Source organism: Amycolatopsis sp. cg5 (assembly GCF_041346955.1).
Lineage (GTDB): Bacteria > Actinomycetota > Actinomycetes > Mycobacteriales > Pseudonocardiaceae > Amycolatopsis.
The window spans coordinates 6,154,937-6,172,040 of the sequence record NZ_CP166849.1 but is presented as its reverse complement, the minus strand read 5'-3'; the positions used below and the strand labels follow the sequence as shown (position 1 = coordinate 6,172,040).

Below are 17,104 nucleotides of genomic sequence, written 5' to 3'. Positions count from 1 at the left end.
CGGGCTTTATCCCGTGGGATAAAGCCCGCTTTATCGCGTTCGTGCTAGAGCTTCGCCGCGGCTGCCTTGATGGCGGACGCGAAGGTGCTCACCTCGGTGTAGACGCCGGGCTTGCCCTTGCGGGCGCAACCCTCGCCCCAGCTGACGATGCCGACCTGGACCCACGCTCCCGCGTTGTCCTTGCGGAACATCGGGCCGCCCGAGTCACCCTGGCAGGTGTCGATGCCACCGTTGGGGATGTTGCCCGCGCAGATCTCCGCGTTGGCGATCAGGCCGCTGTACGAGCCACCGGCCGCCTTGCAGGTGGCGTCCGTGACGAAGTTGACCTTCGCCTTCAGCAGGTACCGCTGCTGCGCGCCGCCTTCACTGGCCGCGCCCCAGCCGATGATGTCGAAGGTGCCGTTGTCGAACGCCTTCGTCTCGGCGAGCGGGAGCAACGGGATCGACGCGGGCGCCGGGCTGGCCAGCTTGATCAGCGCCCAGTCGCCACCGGTCGACGTGTCGTACGTCGGTGACCGGTGCACGTAGGTGGACTTGATCTTCACCGCCGCGCTGCTCTGCAGGTCGACCACGCCGAAGGTGGCGGTGATCGAGGTGTTGGCGCCGGTGCGGGACACGCAGTGCGCCGCAGTCACGACGATCTGCCGTGAGTACAGCGCGGCGCCGCAGCCCATCGAAAGCCGGACCATCCACGGGAATTCACCCTGGGCGGCCCGGGTTCCGCCGACGACATTCGTCTGCGGGGGTTCGGAAACGGGGGATGCGAGAGCCGGGGAAGCAAGGCCGAAGATGGTAGCGGCGGCGGTGACCGCGATGGCCGTGTTTTTGAGCAGGGTGAACCATTTCCTATTGCTCAACGGATCATTCCTTCCGGTGTCCACAATGGATACGGGCGCGCTTTTGCGGCGGCAACACAAACTCAAGCAGGTTGGCAAGCACCGGACAACCAACTTTCTTCGGATCTTTCGGACGAGCATTCACCGATTGCGTCGTTCGGGTTATCCGCTGGGCTTATGGCCGCTTGTCGCGGGCGGGCCGCCGGATGACCCAAATGCCAGCCCCGATCGCGAACACAGCGCAACCAAAAAGGACTGAAGCGAGCGGAAGACTGAACGCGACGACCAGGCAGCCGAGCAGGCCGGCCGCCGGAACGAGCCGTCGTGTGCGCAGCGTCAGCGCGCTCGCGTTCGCGATCGCGTAATAAACCAGTACCGCGAAGGACGAGAAGCCGATCGCGCCGCGAAGGTCCACGATCGACACGAGCACCGCGACGGTCACGCCGACCGCGACCTCGGCCCGGTGTGGCACGCCGAATCGGGGATGTACCGAGGAGAGGGACTGGGGCAGGTGTCCGTCCCGTGCCATCGCCAGCGTCGTGCGTGACACCCCGAGTATCAAAGCCAGCAAGGATCCCAGCGCGGCGACGCACGCTCCCACCCGGACGACCGGGGTGAGCCAGGTGCCGGCCACCGCGGCCGCGATCGGGTCCGGCGCGGCGGCGAGCCGGTCCGGCCCGAGTGCGGACAACAAAACGACGGCCAGCACGGCGTATACGGCGAATGCGATACCCAAGGCGATCGGAATCGCGCGTGGGATCGTCTTCGCGGGATCCTTGACCTCTTCGCCGAGCGTGGCGATTCGCGCATATCCCGCGAACGCGAAGAACAACAATCCCGCCGATTCGAGTACTCCGCCGAATCGAAAATCGCCGAACGGATGCACCGTTACGAATGATCCGGAAGACATCGCGACGACGGAAAGCGTCAGTACGGTGAGTGTGCAGGCGACAATGATTCGCGTCGCCTGCGCCGACCGTTGCACGCCACGATAATTGACCGCGGTCAACGCCAGCACCGCCCCGGCCGCGAAGACCTTCGGCCAGCGGAAGCCCGAGTAGGTCGCCACGGTCAGCGCCATCGCCGCGCAACTGGCGGTCTTCCCGACGATGAACCCCCACCCCGCCAGGTAACCCCAGAATTCGCCCAGCCTTTCCCTGCCGTACACGTAGGTTCCGCCCGAGGCCGGGTACAGCGCGGCCAGCCGTGCGGACGAGGTCGCGTTGCAGTACGCGACGAAAGCGGCGAGCACGAGTCCGATCAGCAGGCCCGAACCCGCGGCCTGGGCTGCGGGAGCGAAGGCCGCGAACACGCCGGCGGTCATCATCGAACCCAGCCCGATGATGACCGCGTCGCGCGTGCCGAGGCGCCTGGACAGGCTGGGGGAGGGCATGGCGGACATTGTGCCTAAGCTCGATCACTATGCAAGCGCCCAGTGGACCGTTCCGGGACGGCATTCCGGAGCACGGCCGGATCCCGCGTTATTACGCGGTGAAGGTCGAACTGCTCGAAATGACCGCCGAACTCGGCGAGGGCACCGCGTTGCCGACGGAGCGGGAATTGTGCGAGCGCTTCGACGTGTCACGCGCGACGGTCCGCCAGGCGGTCAGCGAGCTGGTGCTGGAGGGCAAACTCCGCCGACGCCAGGGCAGCGGCACCTTCGTCGCCGGGCCGAAGCTGGTCCAGCCGCTCGCGCTCGTCAGCTACACCGAGGGCCTGCGCCGCCAGGGCATCGAGCCCGGCCGCACCCTGATCACGCTCGAACGCCACCCCGCGAGCCCGGCGCTCGCCGCCGAACTCCAGGTCGAACCCGACGCCGAGGTCGTCCACATCGAGCGCGTCCTGCTCGCCGATTCCGAGCGCGTCGGCCTTGAGTCCACCTTCCTGCTGGCGGACCGCTTCCCGACCCTCATGGACGTCTTCGACCCCGAGCAGTCGCTCTACGCCTGCCTGCGCGACCGGCTCGGCGTCGTCTTCGACGGGGCGGAGGAGCGCGTCGAGACCGTGCTCGCGACCCCGCGCGAGGCGCTGCTCATCGGCACGAACCCGGCGCTGCCGATGCTGCTCATGCACCGCGTCTCCTGGGGCCCGGACGGCAAGCCGTTCGAACGTGTCCGCTCGCTCTTCCGTGGCGACCGCCTCTCCTTCATGACTCGCCTCGGCCGCATCGACTGACCAAGGGTCGTGAGTGGTACGGCCGGTTCTAACCGGTCTAAACACTCACGACTCCAAATGTCACGGAATGGTAACTCATCCGAACCTTTCGGGTGGGTTCACGCCGGGTTCGCCGGGCGGCCATGGTTTGTTCGGGCTCGGCGGCGACCGTGCACGGCGTGCGAATTCTCATCGTGGGCGGCGGCGTGCTCGGCACCATGCACGCCTGGCAGGCCGTCGAACGTGGTCATGAAGTGGTCCAGCTCGAACGTGAGCCCGAGGCGCGTGGCGCGTCCGTGCGCAACTTCGGGCTGGTGTGGGTCGGTGGCCGGGCGCCCGGCGTCGAGTACGAGACGGCGGTGCGGGCGCGGCGGCTCTGGGAGGAGATCGGCGCGCGGGTGCCGGGTGTCGGCTTCCGGGCGAACGGCTCGCTCACCGTGGTGCGGACCGAGGCCGAACTCGCCGTCGCGCGGGAGGCCGCCGACGGCGATCGCGGGTTCAAGCTGCTCGACGCCGCTGAAGTCAGAGCGCTGAATCCCGCGCTGCGCGGGGATTTCCTCGGTGCCCTGTGGTGCGACAAGGACGCCGCCGTCGAACCGCGCGTCGCCCAGCCCGCCTTGCGTGCCGAACTCGCGCGCAGCGGCCGCTACACCTGGCTGCCCGGCCGCGAGGTCCGCGAGCTGACCGCGAACGGCGTCCGCGACGACCACGGACAGTCGCACGGCGCCGATCTCGTCCTGTGCTGCACGGGCGCCTGGCTCGGCGGGCTGATCACCGAGATCGCCGGGAAACCGCCGGTGCGCCGGGTCCGGTTGCAGATGGCGCAGACCGAGCCGCTGCCCGAGAAGCTCACCACGACCGTCGCCGACGCGGACAGTTTCCGTTACTACCCGGCGTATCGCGGGCCGGCGCTCGACGCGCTCAACAGCCATCCGCAGTCCGAAGTGGCCGCCGCCAACGCGATGCAGCTGCTCATGGTCCAGCGGCTCGACGGCTCGCTCACGATCGGCGACACGCACGAGTACGACGAGCCGTTTTCCTTCGATGTCACCGAAAACCCGTACGACCATCTGACCGAGACCGCGAGCGCGCTGCTCGGGCGGCCGCTGCCGCGGATCGCCAGGCGCTGGGCAGGCGTCTACGCGCAGGCGCTCGACCCGGCCTTGGTCGCGCACCGCGCGCGGGTCGCCGACAACGCCTGGCTGGTCACCGGGCCCGGCGGGCGCGGCATGACCTGCTCGCCCGCCATCGCCGAAGACACCGCCGAGGAGGCCGGACTGTGAACACCGAACTGGTGGTACTCGACATGGCGGGCACGACCGTCGCGGACGACGGGCTCGTCGTGCGCGCGTTCGGCGAGGCGATGGGGTCCGACGAGCACCTCGACTACGTCATGGCGACGATGGGCCAGTCGAAGATCACCGTCTTCCGGGCCATCCTCGACGACGAAAACGCGGCCCAGCAAGCGAATCTGGCCTTCGAGAAGGCCTACGCCGAGCTGCTCGACCTCTGCGAGCCGATTCCCGGCGCCGAAGACGTCATCCGCTCGCTGCGCGAAGACGGCGCCAAAGTCGCGCTCACCACCGGCTTTTCCCCGGCCACCCAGCAGGCGATCCTCGACGTGCTCGGCTGGCATGACCTCGCCGACCTCGTGCTCGCGCCGGGCGAGGGCGTCCGCGGCCGCCCGTTCCCCGATCTCGTGCTCGCGGCCGCGCTGCGGCTCGAAACCACCGACCTGCGCCGGGCCGCCGTCGTCGGCGACACCCCGTCCGATGTGCTCACCGGCCTGCGTGCCGGAGCCTCGGTCGTCGCCGGAGTGCTCACCGGCACCTCCACGGCCGACGACCTCGGCCAGGCCACTCACGTGCTCGACTCCGTCCGCGATCTCCCCGCCGTCCTCAAAGGAGTGTCATGAAGCTCAAAGCCCTTGCCCTGATCGGTCTCTTGTCCGTGGTGTCCGCCTGCGGTGGCACCGCGGGCGGCGCCAGTGGCGACAAGACGGTCACGCTGTACACAGTGGACGGTCTCGAAGACTGGTACACCGCGCGCTTCGCCGAGTTCAAGACGCAAACGGGTATCACCGTGCAGGCCGTCACCGCGGGCTCCGGTGAGGTCGCCTCGCGCGTCGAGAAGGAGAAGGCCAACACTCAGGCCGACGTACTCGTCACGCTGCCGCCATTCATCCAGCGCGTCGCCGCGCAGGGCCTGATCGACGCGCCGTCCGTGCTGATGAACAACTACCTGAGCTTCATCCACAATCCCGGCGCCTCGCCCAAGACCTGGGACGACCTGCTCGACCCGAAGCTCAAGGGCAAGATCCAGTACTCGACGCCGGGCGAGGCGGGCGACGGCACCGCCGTGCTGCTCGAACTCCAGCACGTCTTCGGCGAGCAGGGCGCGCTCGACTACCTCGGCAAGCTGGAGGCCAACAACGTCGGCCCGTCCTCGTCGACCGGCAAGCTCCAGCCCAAGACCGCCAAGGGCGAGATCCTCGTGGCCAACGGCGACGTCCAGATGAACCTCGCCGAGATCGACAAGAGCGGCGGGTTCGAGGTGTTCTTCCCGGCCGACGCGCAGGGCAGGAAGTCGACGCTCGCGCTGCCGTACTACGCCGGGCTGGTCAAGAACGCGCCGCACGCCGACAACGCCAGGAAGCTGCTCGACTTCCTGTTCTCGGCCGAGGTCCAGGCGAAGGCGGTCGACGCGTACGGCCTGCCCGCGAAGGCCGACACCCCGGTGAGCGGACCCAAGGCCGACAAGATCAAGGCCGCGCTGCAGGGCGTCGAGATCTGGCAGCCGGAGTGGGACAAGGTGCTCGCCAAGCTCGACGCCGACCTCGCCGCGTACAAGAAGGCCGTCGGGCGATGACACCCTCGGTCGAGTTCCGCGGCGTCTCCGTCCACTACGGACAGACGTGCGCGCTGGAGCCGCTCGACCTGTCGGTGGCGCGCGGCGAGACGCTCGCGCTGCTCGGGCCGTCCGGCTCCGGCAAGTCGACCGCGCTCAAGGCGCTCGCCGGGTTCGTCCGGCCGAGCGCCGGGCGCGTGCTGCTCGAAGGTCGTGACGTCACGGACGTGCCGCCGCATCTGCGCGGGCTCGGTGTCGTGGTGCAGAGCTACGCGCTGTTCCCGCACATGCGCGTCGCCGACAATGTCGCGTTCGGACTCAAGGCGCGGAAGACGCCTCGCGCGGAGATCGCCGCGCGAGTGTCCGAAGTGCTCGGTCTCGTCGGCATGGGCGGTTACGCGCGCCGGTTCCCGCGTGAACTCTCCGGCGGACAGCAGCAGCGCGTCGCCATCGCACGTGCGCTCGCCATCCGGCCGGACGTGCTGCTGCTCGACGAGCCACTGTCCGCTTTGGACGCGACGCTGCGCGAGGACATGGTCGCCGAGTTGCTGCGGCTGCGCGCCGAACTGCCGGACACCACGCTGATCTACGTCACCCACGATCAGAGCGAGGCGCTCGCGCTGGCCGACCGGATCGCCGTCATGCGTGACGCGCGGCTGGTCGAGACCGGGCCGAGCGAACAGCTCTACCACCGGCCGTCGACGGAGTTCACCGCCGCGTTCCTCGGCGCGTCCAACCTCATCCCGGTCGAGGTGATCCGCGCGGGCACCGTGCGGCTCGGCGGCCGTGAACTCGCCGCCGAGCCGATGGGGGAGTTCCACGCCGGACAGCCGGTCGCGCTCGGCGTGCGGCCGCATCGCGTCGGCGTGCACGCGGGCGCGGGCGCGTACACCGCCCGGCTGCGTGGCGTGCAGTGGCGTGGCAGCGGATTCCGGCTCGATCTGGACCTCGAACTCGGCGGCGAGCCGTGCCAGGTGCGTGCCGAGGTGCCGTCCGTCGACGGGCTGCCCGCCGTCGGCGAGCCGGTCGGAGTGTCCATTCCGGACGGTTGCCCGCTCGTCGCCGTCGGAGGTACGGGGTGAGGATCCGCTGGCTGCTGCCGCCGCTGCTCGTGCTGCTCGGGTTCTTCTGCTACCCGCTCGCGCTCATCGTCTGGCAGTCGCTCTCCACCGACACGGGCTTCGGCCTGTCGGCCTGGGCCGACGTGCTCGGCTCCGCGGAGTTCCGCACCGCGGCCTGGCGCACGATCGTGATCGCGCTGGGCGCGACCGCCGGGTGCGTCCTGCTCGGCACGTTCCTCGCGCTGGTCATCGCGTTCGTCCCGTTCCCCGGCGCGCGTGCGCTGTCCAAAGTGGTCGACACCGTGCTCGCGTTCCCGTCGTTCCTGATCGCTTTGGCGTTCACGTTCCTCTACGGCAGCGCGGGATTGCTCGGCACCGGCGGTTTCCTGTATTCGCAATGGGGTGTGCTGCTCGCCGAGATCACGTTCTACACGCCGTTCGTGATGCGGCCCGCGCTCGCCGCGTTCAGCCAGGTCTCGACCGCGCAGCTGGAGGTGGCCGCGAGTCTCGGCGCCAAGCCGGGCCGGGTGCTCCGGCAGGTGATCCTGCCCGAGGCGCGGCCGTCGCTCGTGTCCGGCGCGTGCCTGACCATGCTGCTGGCGATGAACGAGTTCGGGATCGTGCTGTTCGTCGGCGCCAAGGACGTCCAGACCTTGCCGATGCTCATCTACACCAAGGGGATCGTCACCTTCGAGTTCCCGCAGGCGTGCGTGCTCGCGGTGCTCAACGTGGTGTTCTCGATCGCGCTCTATCACTGGGGAGGCAGGCGTGCTGCTGTGGAAACCGCGTAGCAGGGCTCTACTGTGGACGGTGTTCGGCGTGCTGTTCACCGTGGTCGTGCTCGCGCCGCTGGTGATGATCGTGCTCGCCTCGTTCGCCGGGCGCTGGACCGACGTGCTGCCGAGCGCGTTGACCGGCGCGCACTACGCGGAGGCGTTGTCCGGCGAGACGTTCGCGAGCCTGTCGGTGAGCGTGCAGACCGGAGTCATCGCCTCGGCGGTCTCGGTGGTGCTGGGCACTTGGGCGGCTTTGGCGGCCGAACACGCGCCGCGACGGCTGCGGCGCTGGGTGGACACCGTGTTCCACCTGCCGATCGCGGTCCCGTCCGTGGTGCTCGGGCTGGCCTTGCTGGTCGCGTTCAGCAGGCCGCCGGTGCTGCTCAACGGGACCAGGTGGATCGTCCTCATCGGACACTTGATGATCCTGCTGCCGTTCTCGTACAGCACGGTGTCCGCCGCGGTGCGCCGCGCCGACCCACAGCTGGCCTTGGCCGCGGCCAGTCTCGGCGCGAGCCCGGCCCGCGTGCTGCTGCGCGTGCGGCTCCCGGTGCTGCTGCCGTCGATGGCGGCCTCGGCCAGTCTCGCGCTCGCGATGTCCATGGGCGAGCTCGGCGCGACGATGATGCTGTTCCCGCCCGACTGGCGGACGCTCCCGGCGAGCATCTTCGCGCTCACCGACCGGGGACAGGTGCTGCTCGCCTCCGCGAGCACGGTGGTGTTGCTGCTGGTCACGCTGCTGGGCCTGGTGATCGTCGGACTGGTGCAACCCCGGAGCGCGTCCGTTCCGTCTCGGAGGGTATGAGGCACTTGACGAAGTTGATCGGTACGGGCCTGATCCTCGTTGCGGTGACCGCCTGTGCCGGCCATGAGGTGACAGCCGTCCAACCAGCGGCCGGCGGCGGGCCGACGCTGCCGACCACGTCGCTCCCGGTCAGCGGACCGGTACCGGCGCCGCAGATCGACACGGCCGCGTTGCCGCCGGAGTATCCGAAGAACGTCACGACGGCGGGCAACGACCTGCTGATCAAGGCCGAGGAAGGCGGCTGCGAGAAGCTGCGCGCGACCGTCGCCGAGCAGAACGAGCAGCGCGTCGCCGTCCGGCTGGTGAAGCTGGACACGCGACCGGGCGAGATGTGCCCGATGTACATCCGCGAGGTGACGCTGACCGTCACCCTCGATCAGCCGCTGGGGCAGCGGACCCTGGTCCTGACGGCGGAACGGCCCAAGTGATGCGGACTCTCCGATGCAACCCCGAGCCGACCCCGTACCGTCCTGATGGCATGAGGCACTTAGCGAAAATGGCCGGAATCGGGATGATCCTCGCCGCGGCGACCGCCTGCGGCCAGGCCGCGACCGACGCACCCGCGCCTGCTCCGGCCGCTGGCAACGGGACCTTCGCCCCGCCGCCGTCGTCTCCGGCGCCGTCGTCGTCGAAGGAACTCCCGGTCCCACCGCCGGTCAAACCGGGCAAACCGACCCAGGCGGTGCCCGAGGACAGCATGATCGTGCAGCCCGCCCAGATCGACGCGACCCAGCTGCCCGCGGACTATCCGCGTGAGGTGACGGTCAGCAACGGCGGCACCGTGCTGAACATCCGCGCGCAGGAGGGTGGCTGCGGCCACGTCAGCGCGGCGCCGATCGAGCAGAACGACAAGCGCGTGGTGATCAACCTGGTGCAGACCCAGGCGCAGACCGACCAGATGTGCACGATGGACATCCGGACCCCGGTGATCACGGCGACGCTGAGCGCCCCGCTGGGTCAGCGCACGGTCGTGCTCCAGGAGTCGCCGCGCAAGCGATGACCGTCACAGTGTTCCGGCGTGGCATGCGGGCATACTGCCGGTATGGGAAAACGTCAGGTCTCGGTGACCAAGACGGTCGCCACCACGCCGGAACAGATCTTCGCGCTGCTCGCCGATCCGGCGAAACATCCGGAGCTCGACGGTTCCGGAACCGTTCAGGCCGCCCGCTCGGGTAACCCGCCGAGGCTCGAACTCGGCGCGAAATTCGGCATGGACATGAAAATGGGCGCGTCGTACAAAATCCAGAACACGGTCGTCGAATTCGAGGAGAACCGCCTCATCGCGTGGCGCCACTTCAACGGCCACCGCTGGCGCTGGCAGCTCCGCCCGGTCGACGGCGGCACCGAGGTGACGGAGACGTTCGACTGGTCGACGGCCCGCACGCCGCTGCTCATCAGCCTCAGCTTCTTCCCGCGCAAGAACAAGCAGGGCATCGAGCGCACCCTCACCCGCCTGGAGCAGCGCTTCGCCCAGGCCTAGCCCCAGCGCTCAAGCGCGATAAAGCCCGCTTTACTCCGGGGAGTAAAGCGGGCTTTATCGCGGCTAGCGGAAGCTGATCTGCAGGGTGGGCTCCGAGGTCGCGGCGAAGAAGTCGTTGCCCTTGTCGTCGATGACGATGAAGGCGGGGAAGTCCTCGACCTCGATCTTCCACACGGCTTCCATGCCGAGCTCGGCGTACTCGAGCACGTCGACCTTCTTGATGCAGTCCTGCGCCAGGCGCGCGGCCGGGCCGCCGATCGAACCCAGGTAGAACCCGCCGTGCTGCTCGCACGAGGAGGTCACCTTCTTCGAGCGGTTGCCCTTGGCCAGCATGACGAGCGAGCCGCCCGCCGCCTGGAACTGCTCGACGTAGGAGTCCATCCGGCCCGCGGTCGTCGGGCCGAACGAACCCGACGCGTAGCCCTCGGGCGTCTTGGCCGGGCCGGCGTAGTAGACCGGGTGGTCGCGCAGGTACTGCGGCATCTCCTCGCCGGCGTCGAGCCGCTCGGCGATCTTGGCGTGCGCGATGTCGCGGGCGACGACCAGCGGGCCGGTCAGCGACAGGCGCGTCTTCACCGGCAGCGCCGCGAGCTGCGCGCGGATCTCGGACATCGGCTGGTTCAGGTCGACCGAGACGACCTCGTCCGACAGGTCCTCCGAGGTCACGTCCGGCAGGAACTGCGCGGGGTCGCGCTCCAGCTGCTCCAGGAACACGCCGTCCGCGGTGATCTTGGCCTTCGCCTGACGGTCCGCCGAGCACGAGACGGCCACGCCGACCGGGCACGAGGCGCCGTGGCGGGGGAGCCGGATGACGCGGACGTCGTGGCAGAAGTACTTGCCGCCGAACTGCGCGCCGATGCCGAACTGGCGCGTCATCTCCAGCACCTGCTGCTCGAGGTCGGTGTCACGGAAACCGTGGCCCAGCGCGGAACCCTCGGTCGGCAGGTCGTCGAGGTAGCGCGCCGAAGCGAGCTTCGCGACCTTCAGGTTGAACTCCGCCGACATACCGCCGACGACGATCGCGAGGTGGTACGGCGGGCAGGCCGCGGTACCGAGGCTGCGCAGCTTCTCGTCGAGGAACTTCGCGAGCCGCTTCGGGTTCAGCACGGCTTTCGTTTCCTGGTAAAGGAAAGTCTTGTTCGCGCTGCCGCCGCCCTTGGCCATGAACAGGAACTCGTACGCCGGGTCGGCCTGGCCGTCTTTGTGATAGAGCTCGATCTGCGCGGGCAGGTTCGTCCCGGTGTTCTTCTCGTCCCAGAAGTTCACCGGCGCCATCTGCGAGTACCGCAGGTTCAGCTCCTGGTAGGCGTCGAAGATGCCCTTGGACAGCGCGCGCTCGTCGTCGCCGCCGGTCAGCACGCCTTCGCCGCGCTTGCCGATGACGATCGCGGTGCCGGTGTCCTGGCACATCGGCAGCACGCCGCCCGCGGAGATCGCCGCGTTGCGCAACAGGTCCATTGCGACGAAACGGTCGTTTCCGGACGCTTCGGGGTCGTCGACGATCGCGCGCAGCTGCGCCAGGTGTGACGTGCGCAACAGGTGCTGGATGTCGGTGATGGCGGTGCGCGCCAGCAGGGTCAGCGCCTCGGGGTCGACTTCGAGGAACTTGCGGCCCGCCGCTTCGACGAGGCGGACGCCGTCCGGGCTGACCAGCCGGTACTCGGTGCGGGTGTCTTTGCCGAGCGGCAGGACTTCGGTGTGCTGGAACGTGGTGGGCTTGGAGGACACGGGAAGCGGGCTCCTTTGCGCGCAAATTCGGTGCCTCGAAAATACCCGGCCGGAAAATGTCGGAAGGCCGGGCCCACCCCGACGGACCCGACCTTCCGGGGAAAGCGGCCCGGACGCGTGCGCCCGGCCGCGAAGCTCAGTGACCTTGTTGGTCAGAGGACCGAGTTCGTTGTCGCCGAGTAGACGGTCTCGTGACGCAGGTCATAAGTCAACGCCGCCGAACGTGTATTCCACTGCGTGAACACGCCCGCAAACTAATCACCACTTTGCATGCACCTTGCAATCACGAGCATGCGCGAAACAAGGCGAGGCTGTGCGCGGTGTCACCGCGCACAGCCCCGAATGTCCTAACGATCATCGTGCTAGCTGGCGTAGGCGCGCAGTCTGTCGGCCCGTTCGCCCTGGCGCAGCTTCGACATGACCTCGCGCTCGATCTGGCGGACGCGCTCACGGGAGAGCCCGAAGTGCTTGCCGATCTGGTCGAGCGTGCGCGGCTGGCCGTCGTCGAGGCCATAGCGGAGCCTGATGACGTGCTGCTCGCGGTCGTCCAGCGTCGCGAGCACGCGGCGCAGGTCGTCCTGGAGCAGGCCCGAGATCACGGCGCTCTCCGCGTCGGTGGCCTCGGAGTCCTCGATGAAGTCGCCCAGCGGGGCGTCTTCCTCGGTGCCGACCGGCATGTCCAGCGATACCGGGTCACGCGCGTGGTCGAGCAGGCTGGAGATCTTCTCGGCCGGGATGCCCGACTCGGCGGCCAGCTCCTCGTGCGTGGCGTCGCGCCCGAGCTGCTGGTGCAGGTCACGCTTGATGCGGGCGAGCTTGTTCACCTGCTCCACGAGGTGGACCGGCAGCCGGATGGTGCGTCCCTGGTCGGCCATCCCCCTGGTGATGGCCTGGCGGATCCACCAGGTGGCGTAGGTCGAGAACTTGAACCCCTTGGAGTAGTCGAACTTCTCCACCGCGCGGATCAGGCCCAGGTTCCCCTCCTGGATCAGGTCGAGCAGCGGCATCCCCCGGCCGGTGTAGCGCTTGGCCAGCGACACGACCAGGCGCAGGTTGGCCTCGAGCAGGTGGTTCTTGGCGACGTGGCCGTCGCGCACCAGCGCGCTCATCTCGGAGCGGCGCTTCGGCGTCAGCTTGTCCGCGGTGTCCAGCACGTGCTGGGCGAAAACACCGGCTTCGATGCGCTTCGCGAGCTCGACTTCGTCGGCCGCGGTGAGCAGTGCGGTTTTTCCGATACCATTGAGGTACACCCGGACGAGGTCGGCGGCGGGGCTTTGGGCGTCGAGGTCGGCGGTCTCCATCGGAGCGGCGGGGGCAACCGGCTCGTCGATGATCTCCTGCGCAGGAATCCTGCGCTCGCGAATCCCCCTGGCTTCGCGTTCGAGCGTCTGGACTGACATTTCTGCCTCCCCGGTCACGGGTTGAACGTGGTGCGGTGCGCCACGTCACTGCTTCCCGTCGGCCGAGCCCTGTGGAAACCCGGTCGGCGGGCGTCCGGCTCGCTGGCCGGACACTGTGCTCAACGCCTCGGGTTGTCATTTCGTTCCCGGGCCCGTCAATAAAAGAGACGGGCCTGACCTCTCCTCGGTTGCTCGATCAAACCTGAGCTTTTGCTGAGAGCGAAACCTGAGATTTGACTGAGAAACACGGACCGGATGCGAATGTCTTTATGCGTTAAACCTCAATGAGAACGGTGAACGGACCGTCGTTGAGGCTGCGTACCTCCATCATGGCACCGAAACGTCCGGTTTCCACGCGCGCACCGCGCGTGCGCAATTCACTGACCACCGCGTCCACCAGCTTCTCCGCCGGTTCGGGGCGGGCGGCCTTGGTCCACGACGGACGCCTGCCCTTCCGGGTGTCCCCATAGAGCGTGAACTGACTCACCACCAGCAGCGGCGCTCCGGTGTCCGCGCAGGATTCCTCGTCGCGCAGGATGCGGGACTCGTGCAGCTTCCTTGCCATGGTCGCGGCCTGTTCCGGCTGGTCGTCGACGTGGATTCCCAGCAGCACCAACAAACCGGGCTCGTCGATGGCGCCGACGACCTCGCCCTCGACGGTCACGCTCGCTTCGGTGACCCGCGCCACGACCGCCCTCATCGGACCGGCAGCAACATGCCGTGACGGACCAGTTCCCGCACCACCGGCACGGCGCTCGCCGAGAGCTCTTCGGCGGAGAGTCCTTGTGCGGCGGCGAGAAGCTCGATCAGGTCCTCCAGCGGCAGCGCTCCCTGGCAGCCCGCCAGCAGCCGTCCGGCGAGCTCGTCGACCTCGTGCTGCCAGCCGGGACCGTCGGTGCGGTGCAGCCGCCGGACGGTGGTCAGCCACCCTTCCGGGCCCAGCTCGTCGACGCGTTCGAGCAGCACGGTCTTGGGCACCTGGAAGCTGGTCTCCAGCACCACGTCGCCGTTGTCCCGCAACCAGTCGACGCGATCGAGCCAGGTCGCCGCCTCGGCGCCCAGCGGATCGTCGTACGCCTGGCGGAGGTCTTCCGCGACGATCGTCGGCGTCTTGCCACCCGAACGGCGCAGTGTGACGAACCCGAAGCCGACGCCGTCCACGTTGTTGGCGTCGAACCAATCGAGCCAGTCCGCGGATTTGGCGCGGCCTTCGGGGGAGCGCGGGTCGATGCCCGCGTCCCGCAGCCAGGTGCCGACGTAGAGGCCGGGATCGGCGACGTCACGCTGCACGAACCAGGCGTCCGTCTCGGCGGGCAGCCAGCGGCTCACCCGATCGGTCCAGTCCTCGCCGTCCACATGCAGCCACGACGCGAGCAGCTGCCCGACACCGCCGTCGTTGAGGAAGGACGGCAGCTGGCGCACGACGAGCGCGCTCGCGTCGTCACCGGCGAGCCCGGAGTCGCGGTAGGTGTAGTCGACGCGCGGCGGTCCGACGACGAACGGCGGATTGCAGACGATCTGGTCGAACCTGCGCCGCGCGACCGGCGCGAACCACTCACCCTTGACCAGCTCGACATCGAGCTGGTTGAGCCGGAACGTCGCCTCGGCCAGCGCGAGCGCGCGCGCCGAGACGTCGGTCGCGGTGACGCGCTGGGCGTGCCGCGACGCGTGCAGCGCCTGGACGCCGTTGCCGGTGCCGAGATCGAGCAGCGTGCCGACCGGCCGCCTGGTCGTCGCCCTGACCAGGCTCAACGACGCGTGCCCGACCCCGAGCACGTGATGGCCCGGCACGGAGTGACCGAGCAGATCGGGGTCCAGATCGGAGAAGACCCACCAGGCGCCGCCCTCGTCGTCGCCGTGCGGGCGGACGTCCAGCCCGGCGCGCACGCCGTTGCTCGTCAGCCGCAGCAGGCCGACGGCGATCGCCTCGTCGATGCTCACCGGCGCGAACGCGGACTTGGCGTCGGCCTCCGCTTCGGTCTCGCCGAGCAGGAAGAGCCTGATCAGCGTGCCGAGGTCGCCCGCGTCGAGGCTGGCGCGGTGCGCGAGCTCGGGTTCACCGCGCCCGAAGGCCGCGTTGGCGGCGCCGCCGAGCGCGTCGATCACCCCGTCCGCGTGATAGCCGGCGCGCAGGAAGGCCTCGCGCAGCCGGTCGCAGAGGTCGGCGGAGAAGACAGGAAGATCAGTGCTCACAGCGGGTAATGCTGTCATAGGGTGAGCGCGTGTCGACTTCTGTGCCGTTGTGGGTGCCGATCGTGGTGGCCGTGCTGGGGTTCGCCGGGGTGATTTCGGCCCAGCTGATCGCCGGCTGGCGCGAAGACCGGCGCTGGCGGCGCGAACTCGAACGCGAGGAGTTGCGCTGGGAACGCGAACGGGACAAGCGGAGCTACGACGCGCGCGCCGCCGCGTACGCCGAGCTGGTCGGCGCGATCGAGTCGTTCGACTGGGTTCTTTTTCTCGCCCGGCACGAGTTGCGGGCCGGCCGGAAAGTCGACGAACAGGCCAAAGAGGACATCCGCGCGGCCTCGGCGGAGGCCAGGAAGTCGCTCGGCATGGTCAACGTCCACGCGCCCGAACGGATCAGGGCGATGCTCAGTGCGAGCCTGCTGCGCCGGTCGTCCCTGGCGAACTTCATCCTTCGCGAGACTTACGAAGCGGCGAAAGACACGTTGTGGGAAGAAGGGCAGCGTGAGTATCGCGCGCTGCGGGCCGCGATTCGCGAGGATCTCGGGCTCGACGCGGAAGAGCTTCCCGCCTGAGTCTGTGGTCGAATCACGGCATGACACCCGTGCTCGCCCCGCTCGAGGCCGCGTTACCCGGCTTGGAAGCGTTCTACCTCGACCTGCACCGGCACCCTGAGCTGGCCTTCACCGAGACGCGCACCGCCGGGATCGTCGCCGAGCGGCTCGCGGCCGACGGCTTCGAGGTGCGCACCGGGCTGGCCGGCACCGGCGTGCTCGGCGTGCTGCGCAACGGCGACGGGCCGAACGTCATGCTGCGCGCGGACATGGACGCGCTGCCCGTCGAGGAGAAGACCGGGCTGGACTACGCGAGCACCGTCGACGGCGTGATGCACGCCTGTGGGCACGACATGCACGTCACCTGGCTCGCGGGCGCGGCCAGGCTGCTCGCCGAGGGACGCTCGCGCTGGTCCGGCACCCTGCAGGTCGTCTTTCAGCCGGGCGAAGAGGTCGGCGACGGCGCGACCGGCATGATCCGCGACGGCGTCTTCGAGACGGCGGGCAAGCCGGATGTCGTGCTGGGACAGCACATCGTGCCCGGACCGGCGGGCTGGGTGCTGACCAGGCCCGGCGTGATCATGGCCGCGACCGACGCGCTGCGCGTCACCCTGCACGGCCGGGGCGGGCATGGTTCGCGGCCGGAGACGACCGTCGACCCGGTCGTGCTGGCCGCGTCGATCGTGCTGAAACTGCAGACGATCGTCTCGCGTGAGGTGTCCGCGACCGAGTCGGCCGTGGTCACCGTCGGGATGCTGCACGCGGGCACCGCGCACAACATCATCCCCGACCACGCGGTGCTCGAGGTCAACGTCCGCAGCTTCGACGAGATCGTCCGCGCCAAGGTGCTCGCCGCCGTCGAACGCATCATCAACGGCGAGGCCACGACCGCCGGCGCCCCCAAGCCACCGGACATCGAGCGCATCGGCAGCTTCCCCGTCACCGCCAACGACGACACGACGACCGCTCGCCTCACCACTCTGTTCCGCGCGCACTTCGGCGCCGACCGGACGATGGAGGCGCCGCTGGTCACCGGCAGCGAGGACTTCAGCGAGTTCGGCCGCGCGGCAGCCGTCCCGTCGGTGTTCTGGCTGGTCGGGGGAGCCGACGCGGACACCGTGCTCGCCGCGATCGGCGCCGGCCGCTTCGAGCAGGACATCCCGTCGAACCACTCGCCACTGTTCGCGCCCGTACTCCACCCGACACTGCGCACCGGCGTCGAGACGCTGGTCGTCGGCGCGCTCGGTCACCTGGGTGTCGCCTGAGCACGGGGAGTGGG

General features: G+C 69.0%; 18 protein-coding genes. 12 read left to right on the top strand and 6 right to left on the bottom strand.

Features of this window, described 5'->3' with window-relative positions; all coding sequences use genetic code 11:
• Positions 1-44 precede the first annotated feature (44 nt).
• Positions 45-857 carry a trypsin-like serine protease gene (locus AB5J62_RS27450; protein ID WP_370942805.1) on the bottom strand — a complete coding sequence of 271 codons (813 nt, stop codon included), beginning with the start codon at positions 855-857 and terminating at the stop codon, positions 45-47.
• Between the two features lie 154 nt (positions 858-1,011).
• Positions 1,012-2,229 carry an APC family permease gene (locus tag AB5J62_RS27445; RefSeq protein WP_370942804.1) on the bottom strand — a complete coding sequence of 406 codons (1,218 nt, stop codon included), beginning with the start codon at positions 2,227-2,229 and terminating at the stop codon, positions 1,012-1,014.
• Between the two features lie 29 nt (positions 2,230-2,258).
• Here AB5J62_RS27445 and AB5J62_RS27440 point away from each other — a divergent pair, with 29 nt between their 5' ends.
• From AB5J62_RS27440 to AB5J62_RS27395, 10 genes are all read left to right on the top strand, one after another.
• On the top strand, positions 2,259-3,011 hold the full coding sequence (locus tag AB5J62_RS27440; protein ID WP_370942803.1) for a GntR family transcriptional regulator: 753 nt from the start codon (positions 2,259-2,261) through the stop codon (positions 3,009-3,011).
• Positions 3,012-3,169: 158 nt separating this feature from the next.
• Positions 3,170-4,273 (top strand): TIGR03364 family FAD-dependent oxidoreductase, encoded by a 1,104-nt coding sequence (locus AB5J62_RS27435; protein ID WP_370942802.1) that lies wholly within the window; start codon positions 3,170-3,172, stop codon positions 4,271-4,273.
• Complete coding sequence (locus AB5J62_RS27430) at positions 4,270-4,905, top strand: HAD family hydrolase (RefSeq protein WP_370942801.1); 636 nt, start codon at positions 4,270-4,272, stop codon at positions 4,903-4,905. The genes AB5J62_RS27435 and AB5J62_RS27430 overlap by 4 nt, the downstream gene beginning before the upstream one ends.
• Complete coding sequence (locus AB5J62_RS27425) at positions 4,902-5,858, top strand: 2-aminoethylphosphonate ABC transporter substrate-binding protein (protein WP_370942800.1); 957 nt, start codon at positions 4,902-4,904, stop codon at positions 5,856-5,858. The genes AB5J62_RS27430 and AB5J62_RS27425 overlap by 4 nt, the downstream gene beginning before the upstream one ends.
• Complete coding sequence (locus AB5J62_RS27420) at positions 5,855-6,919, top strand: ABC transporter ATP-binding protein (protein WP_370942799.1); 1,065 nt, start codon at positions 5,855-5,857, stop codon at positions 6,917-6,919. Before AB5J62_RS27425 ends, AB5J62_RS27420 begins: the two co-directional genes overlap by 4 nt.
• Positions 6,916-7,689, top strand: coding sequence for a 2-aminoethylphosphonate ABC transporter permease subunit (locus tag AB5J62_RS27415; protein ID WP_370942798.1), 774 nt, complete (start codon positions 6,916-6,918; stop codon positions 7,687-7,689). The genes AB5J62_RS27420 and AB5J62_RS27415 overlap by 4 nt, the downstream gene beginning before the upstream one ends.
• Positions 7,667-8,479, top strand: a complete 813-nt coding sequence (locus tag AB5J62_RS27410; RefSeq protein WP_370942797.1) for an ABC transporter permease — start codon at positions 7,667-7,669, stop codon at positions 8,477-8,479. Before AB5J62_RS27415 ends, AB5J62_RS27410 begins: the two co-directional genes overlap by 23 nt.
• A 44-nt stretch (positions 8,480-8,523) precedes the next feature.
• On the top strand, positions 8,524-8,907 hold the full coding sequence (locus AB5J62_RS27405; protein WP_370942796.1) for a hypothetical protein: 384 nt from the start codon (positions 8,524-8,526) through the stop codon (positions 8,905-8,907).
• A gap of 68 nt (positions 8,908-8,975) precedes the next feature.
• Positions 8,976-9,479 (top strand): hypothetical protein, encoded by a 504-nt coding sequence (locus AB5J62_RS27400; RefSeq protein ID WP_370942795.1) that lies wholly within the window; start codon positions 8,976-8,978, stop codon positions 9,477-9,479.
• Positions 9,480-9,521: 42 nt separating this feature from the next.
• Positions 9,522-9,959 carry an SRPBCC family protein gene (locus AB5J62_RS27395; protein WP_370942794.1) on the top strand — a complete coding sequence of 146 codons (438 nt, stop codon included), beginning with the start codon at positions 9,522-9,524 and terminating at the stop codon, positions 9,957-9,959.
• A 63-nt stretch (positions 9,960-10,022) separates the two neighbouring features.
• On the opposite strand, the gene AB5J62_RS27390 is transcribed toward AB5J62_RS27395, so the two are convergent.
• From AB5J62_RS27390 to AB5J62_RS27375, 4 genes are all read right to left on the bottom strand, one after another.
• Entirely contained in the window at positions 10,023-11,687 is a 1,665-nt protein-coding gene (locus tag AB5J62_RS27390; RefSeq protein WP_370942793.1) for a fumarate hydratase, read from the bottom strand.
• Positions 11,688-12,049: 362 nt separating this feature from the next.
• A complete protein-coding gene (locus tag AB5J62_RS27385; RefSeq protein ID WP_370942792.1) occupies positions 12,050-13,087 on the bottom strand; it encodes a sigma-70 family RNA polymerase sigma factor in 1,038 nt (345 codons plus the stop codon).
• A 274-nt stretch (positions 13,088-13,361) separates the two neighbouring features.
• The gene (gene dtd, locus AB5J62_RS27380; protein WP_370942791.1) at positions 13,362-13,787 is read right to left on the bottom strand and encodes a D-aminoacyl-tRNA deacylase; all 426 of its coding nucleotides are present in this window, start codon (positions 13,785-13,787) and stop codon (positions 13,362-13,364) included.
• On the bottom strand, positions 13,784-15,298 hold the full coding sequence (locus tag AB5J62_RS27375) for a methyltransferase (protein WP_370942790.1): 1,515 nt from the start codon (positions 15,296-15,298) through the stop codon (positions 13,784-13,786). The genes dtd and AB5J62_RS27375 overlap by 4 nt, the downstream gene beginning before the upstream one ends.
• Before the next feature lie 11 nt (positions 15,299-15,309).
• On the opposite strand from AB5J62_RS27375, the gene AB5J62_RS27370 reads away from it, so the two are divergent.
• Together AB5J62_RS27370 and AB5J62_RS27365 are read left to right on the top strand one after the other, a co-directional pair.
• Entirely contained in the window at positions 15,310-15,846 is a 537-nt protein-coding gene (locus tag AB5J62_RS27370) for a hypothetical protein (protein WP_370942789.1), read from the top strand.
• Positions 15,847-15,866: 20 nt separating this feature from the next.
• A complete protein-coding gene (locus AB5J62_RS27365; protein WP_370942788.1) occupies positions 15,867-17,090 on the top strand; it encodes an amidohydrolase in 1,224 nt (407 codons plus the stop codon).
• Positions 17,091-17,104 lie beyond the last annotated feature (14 nt).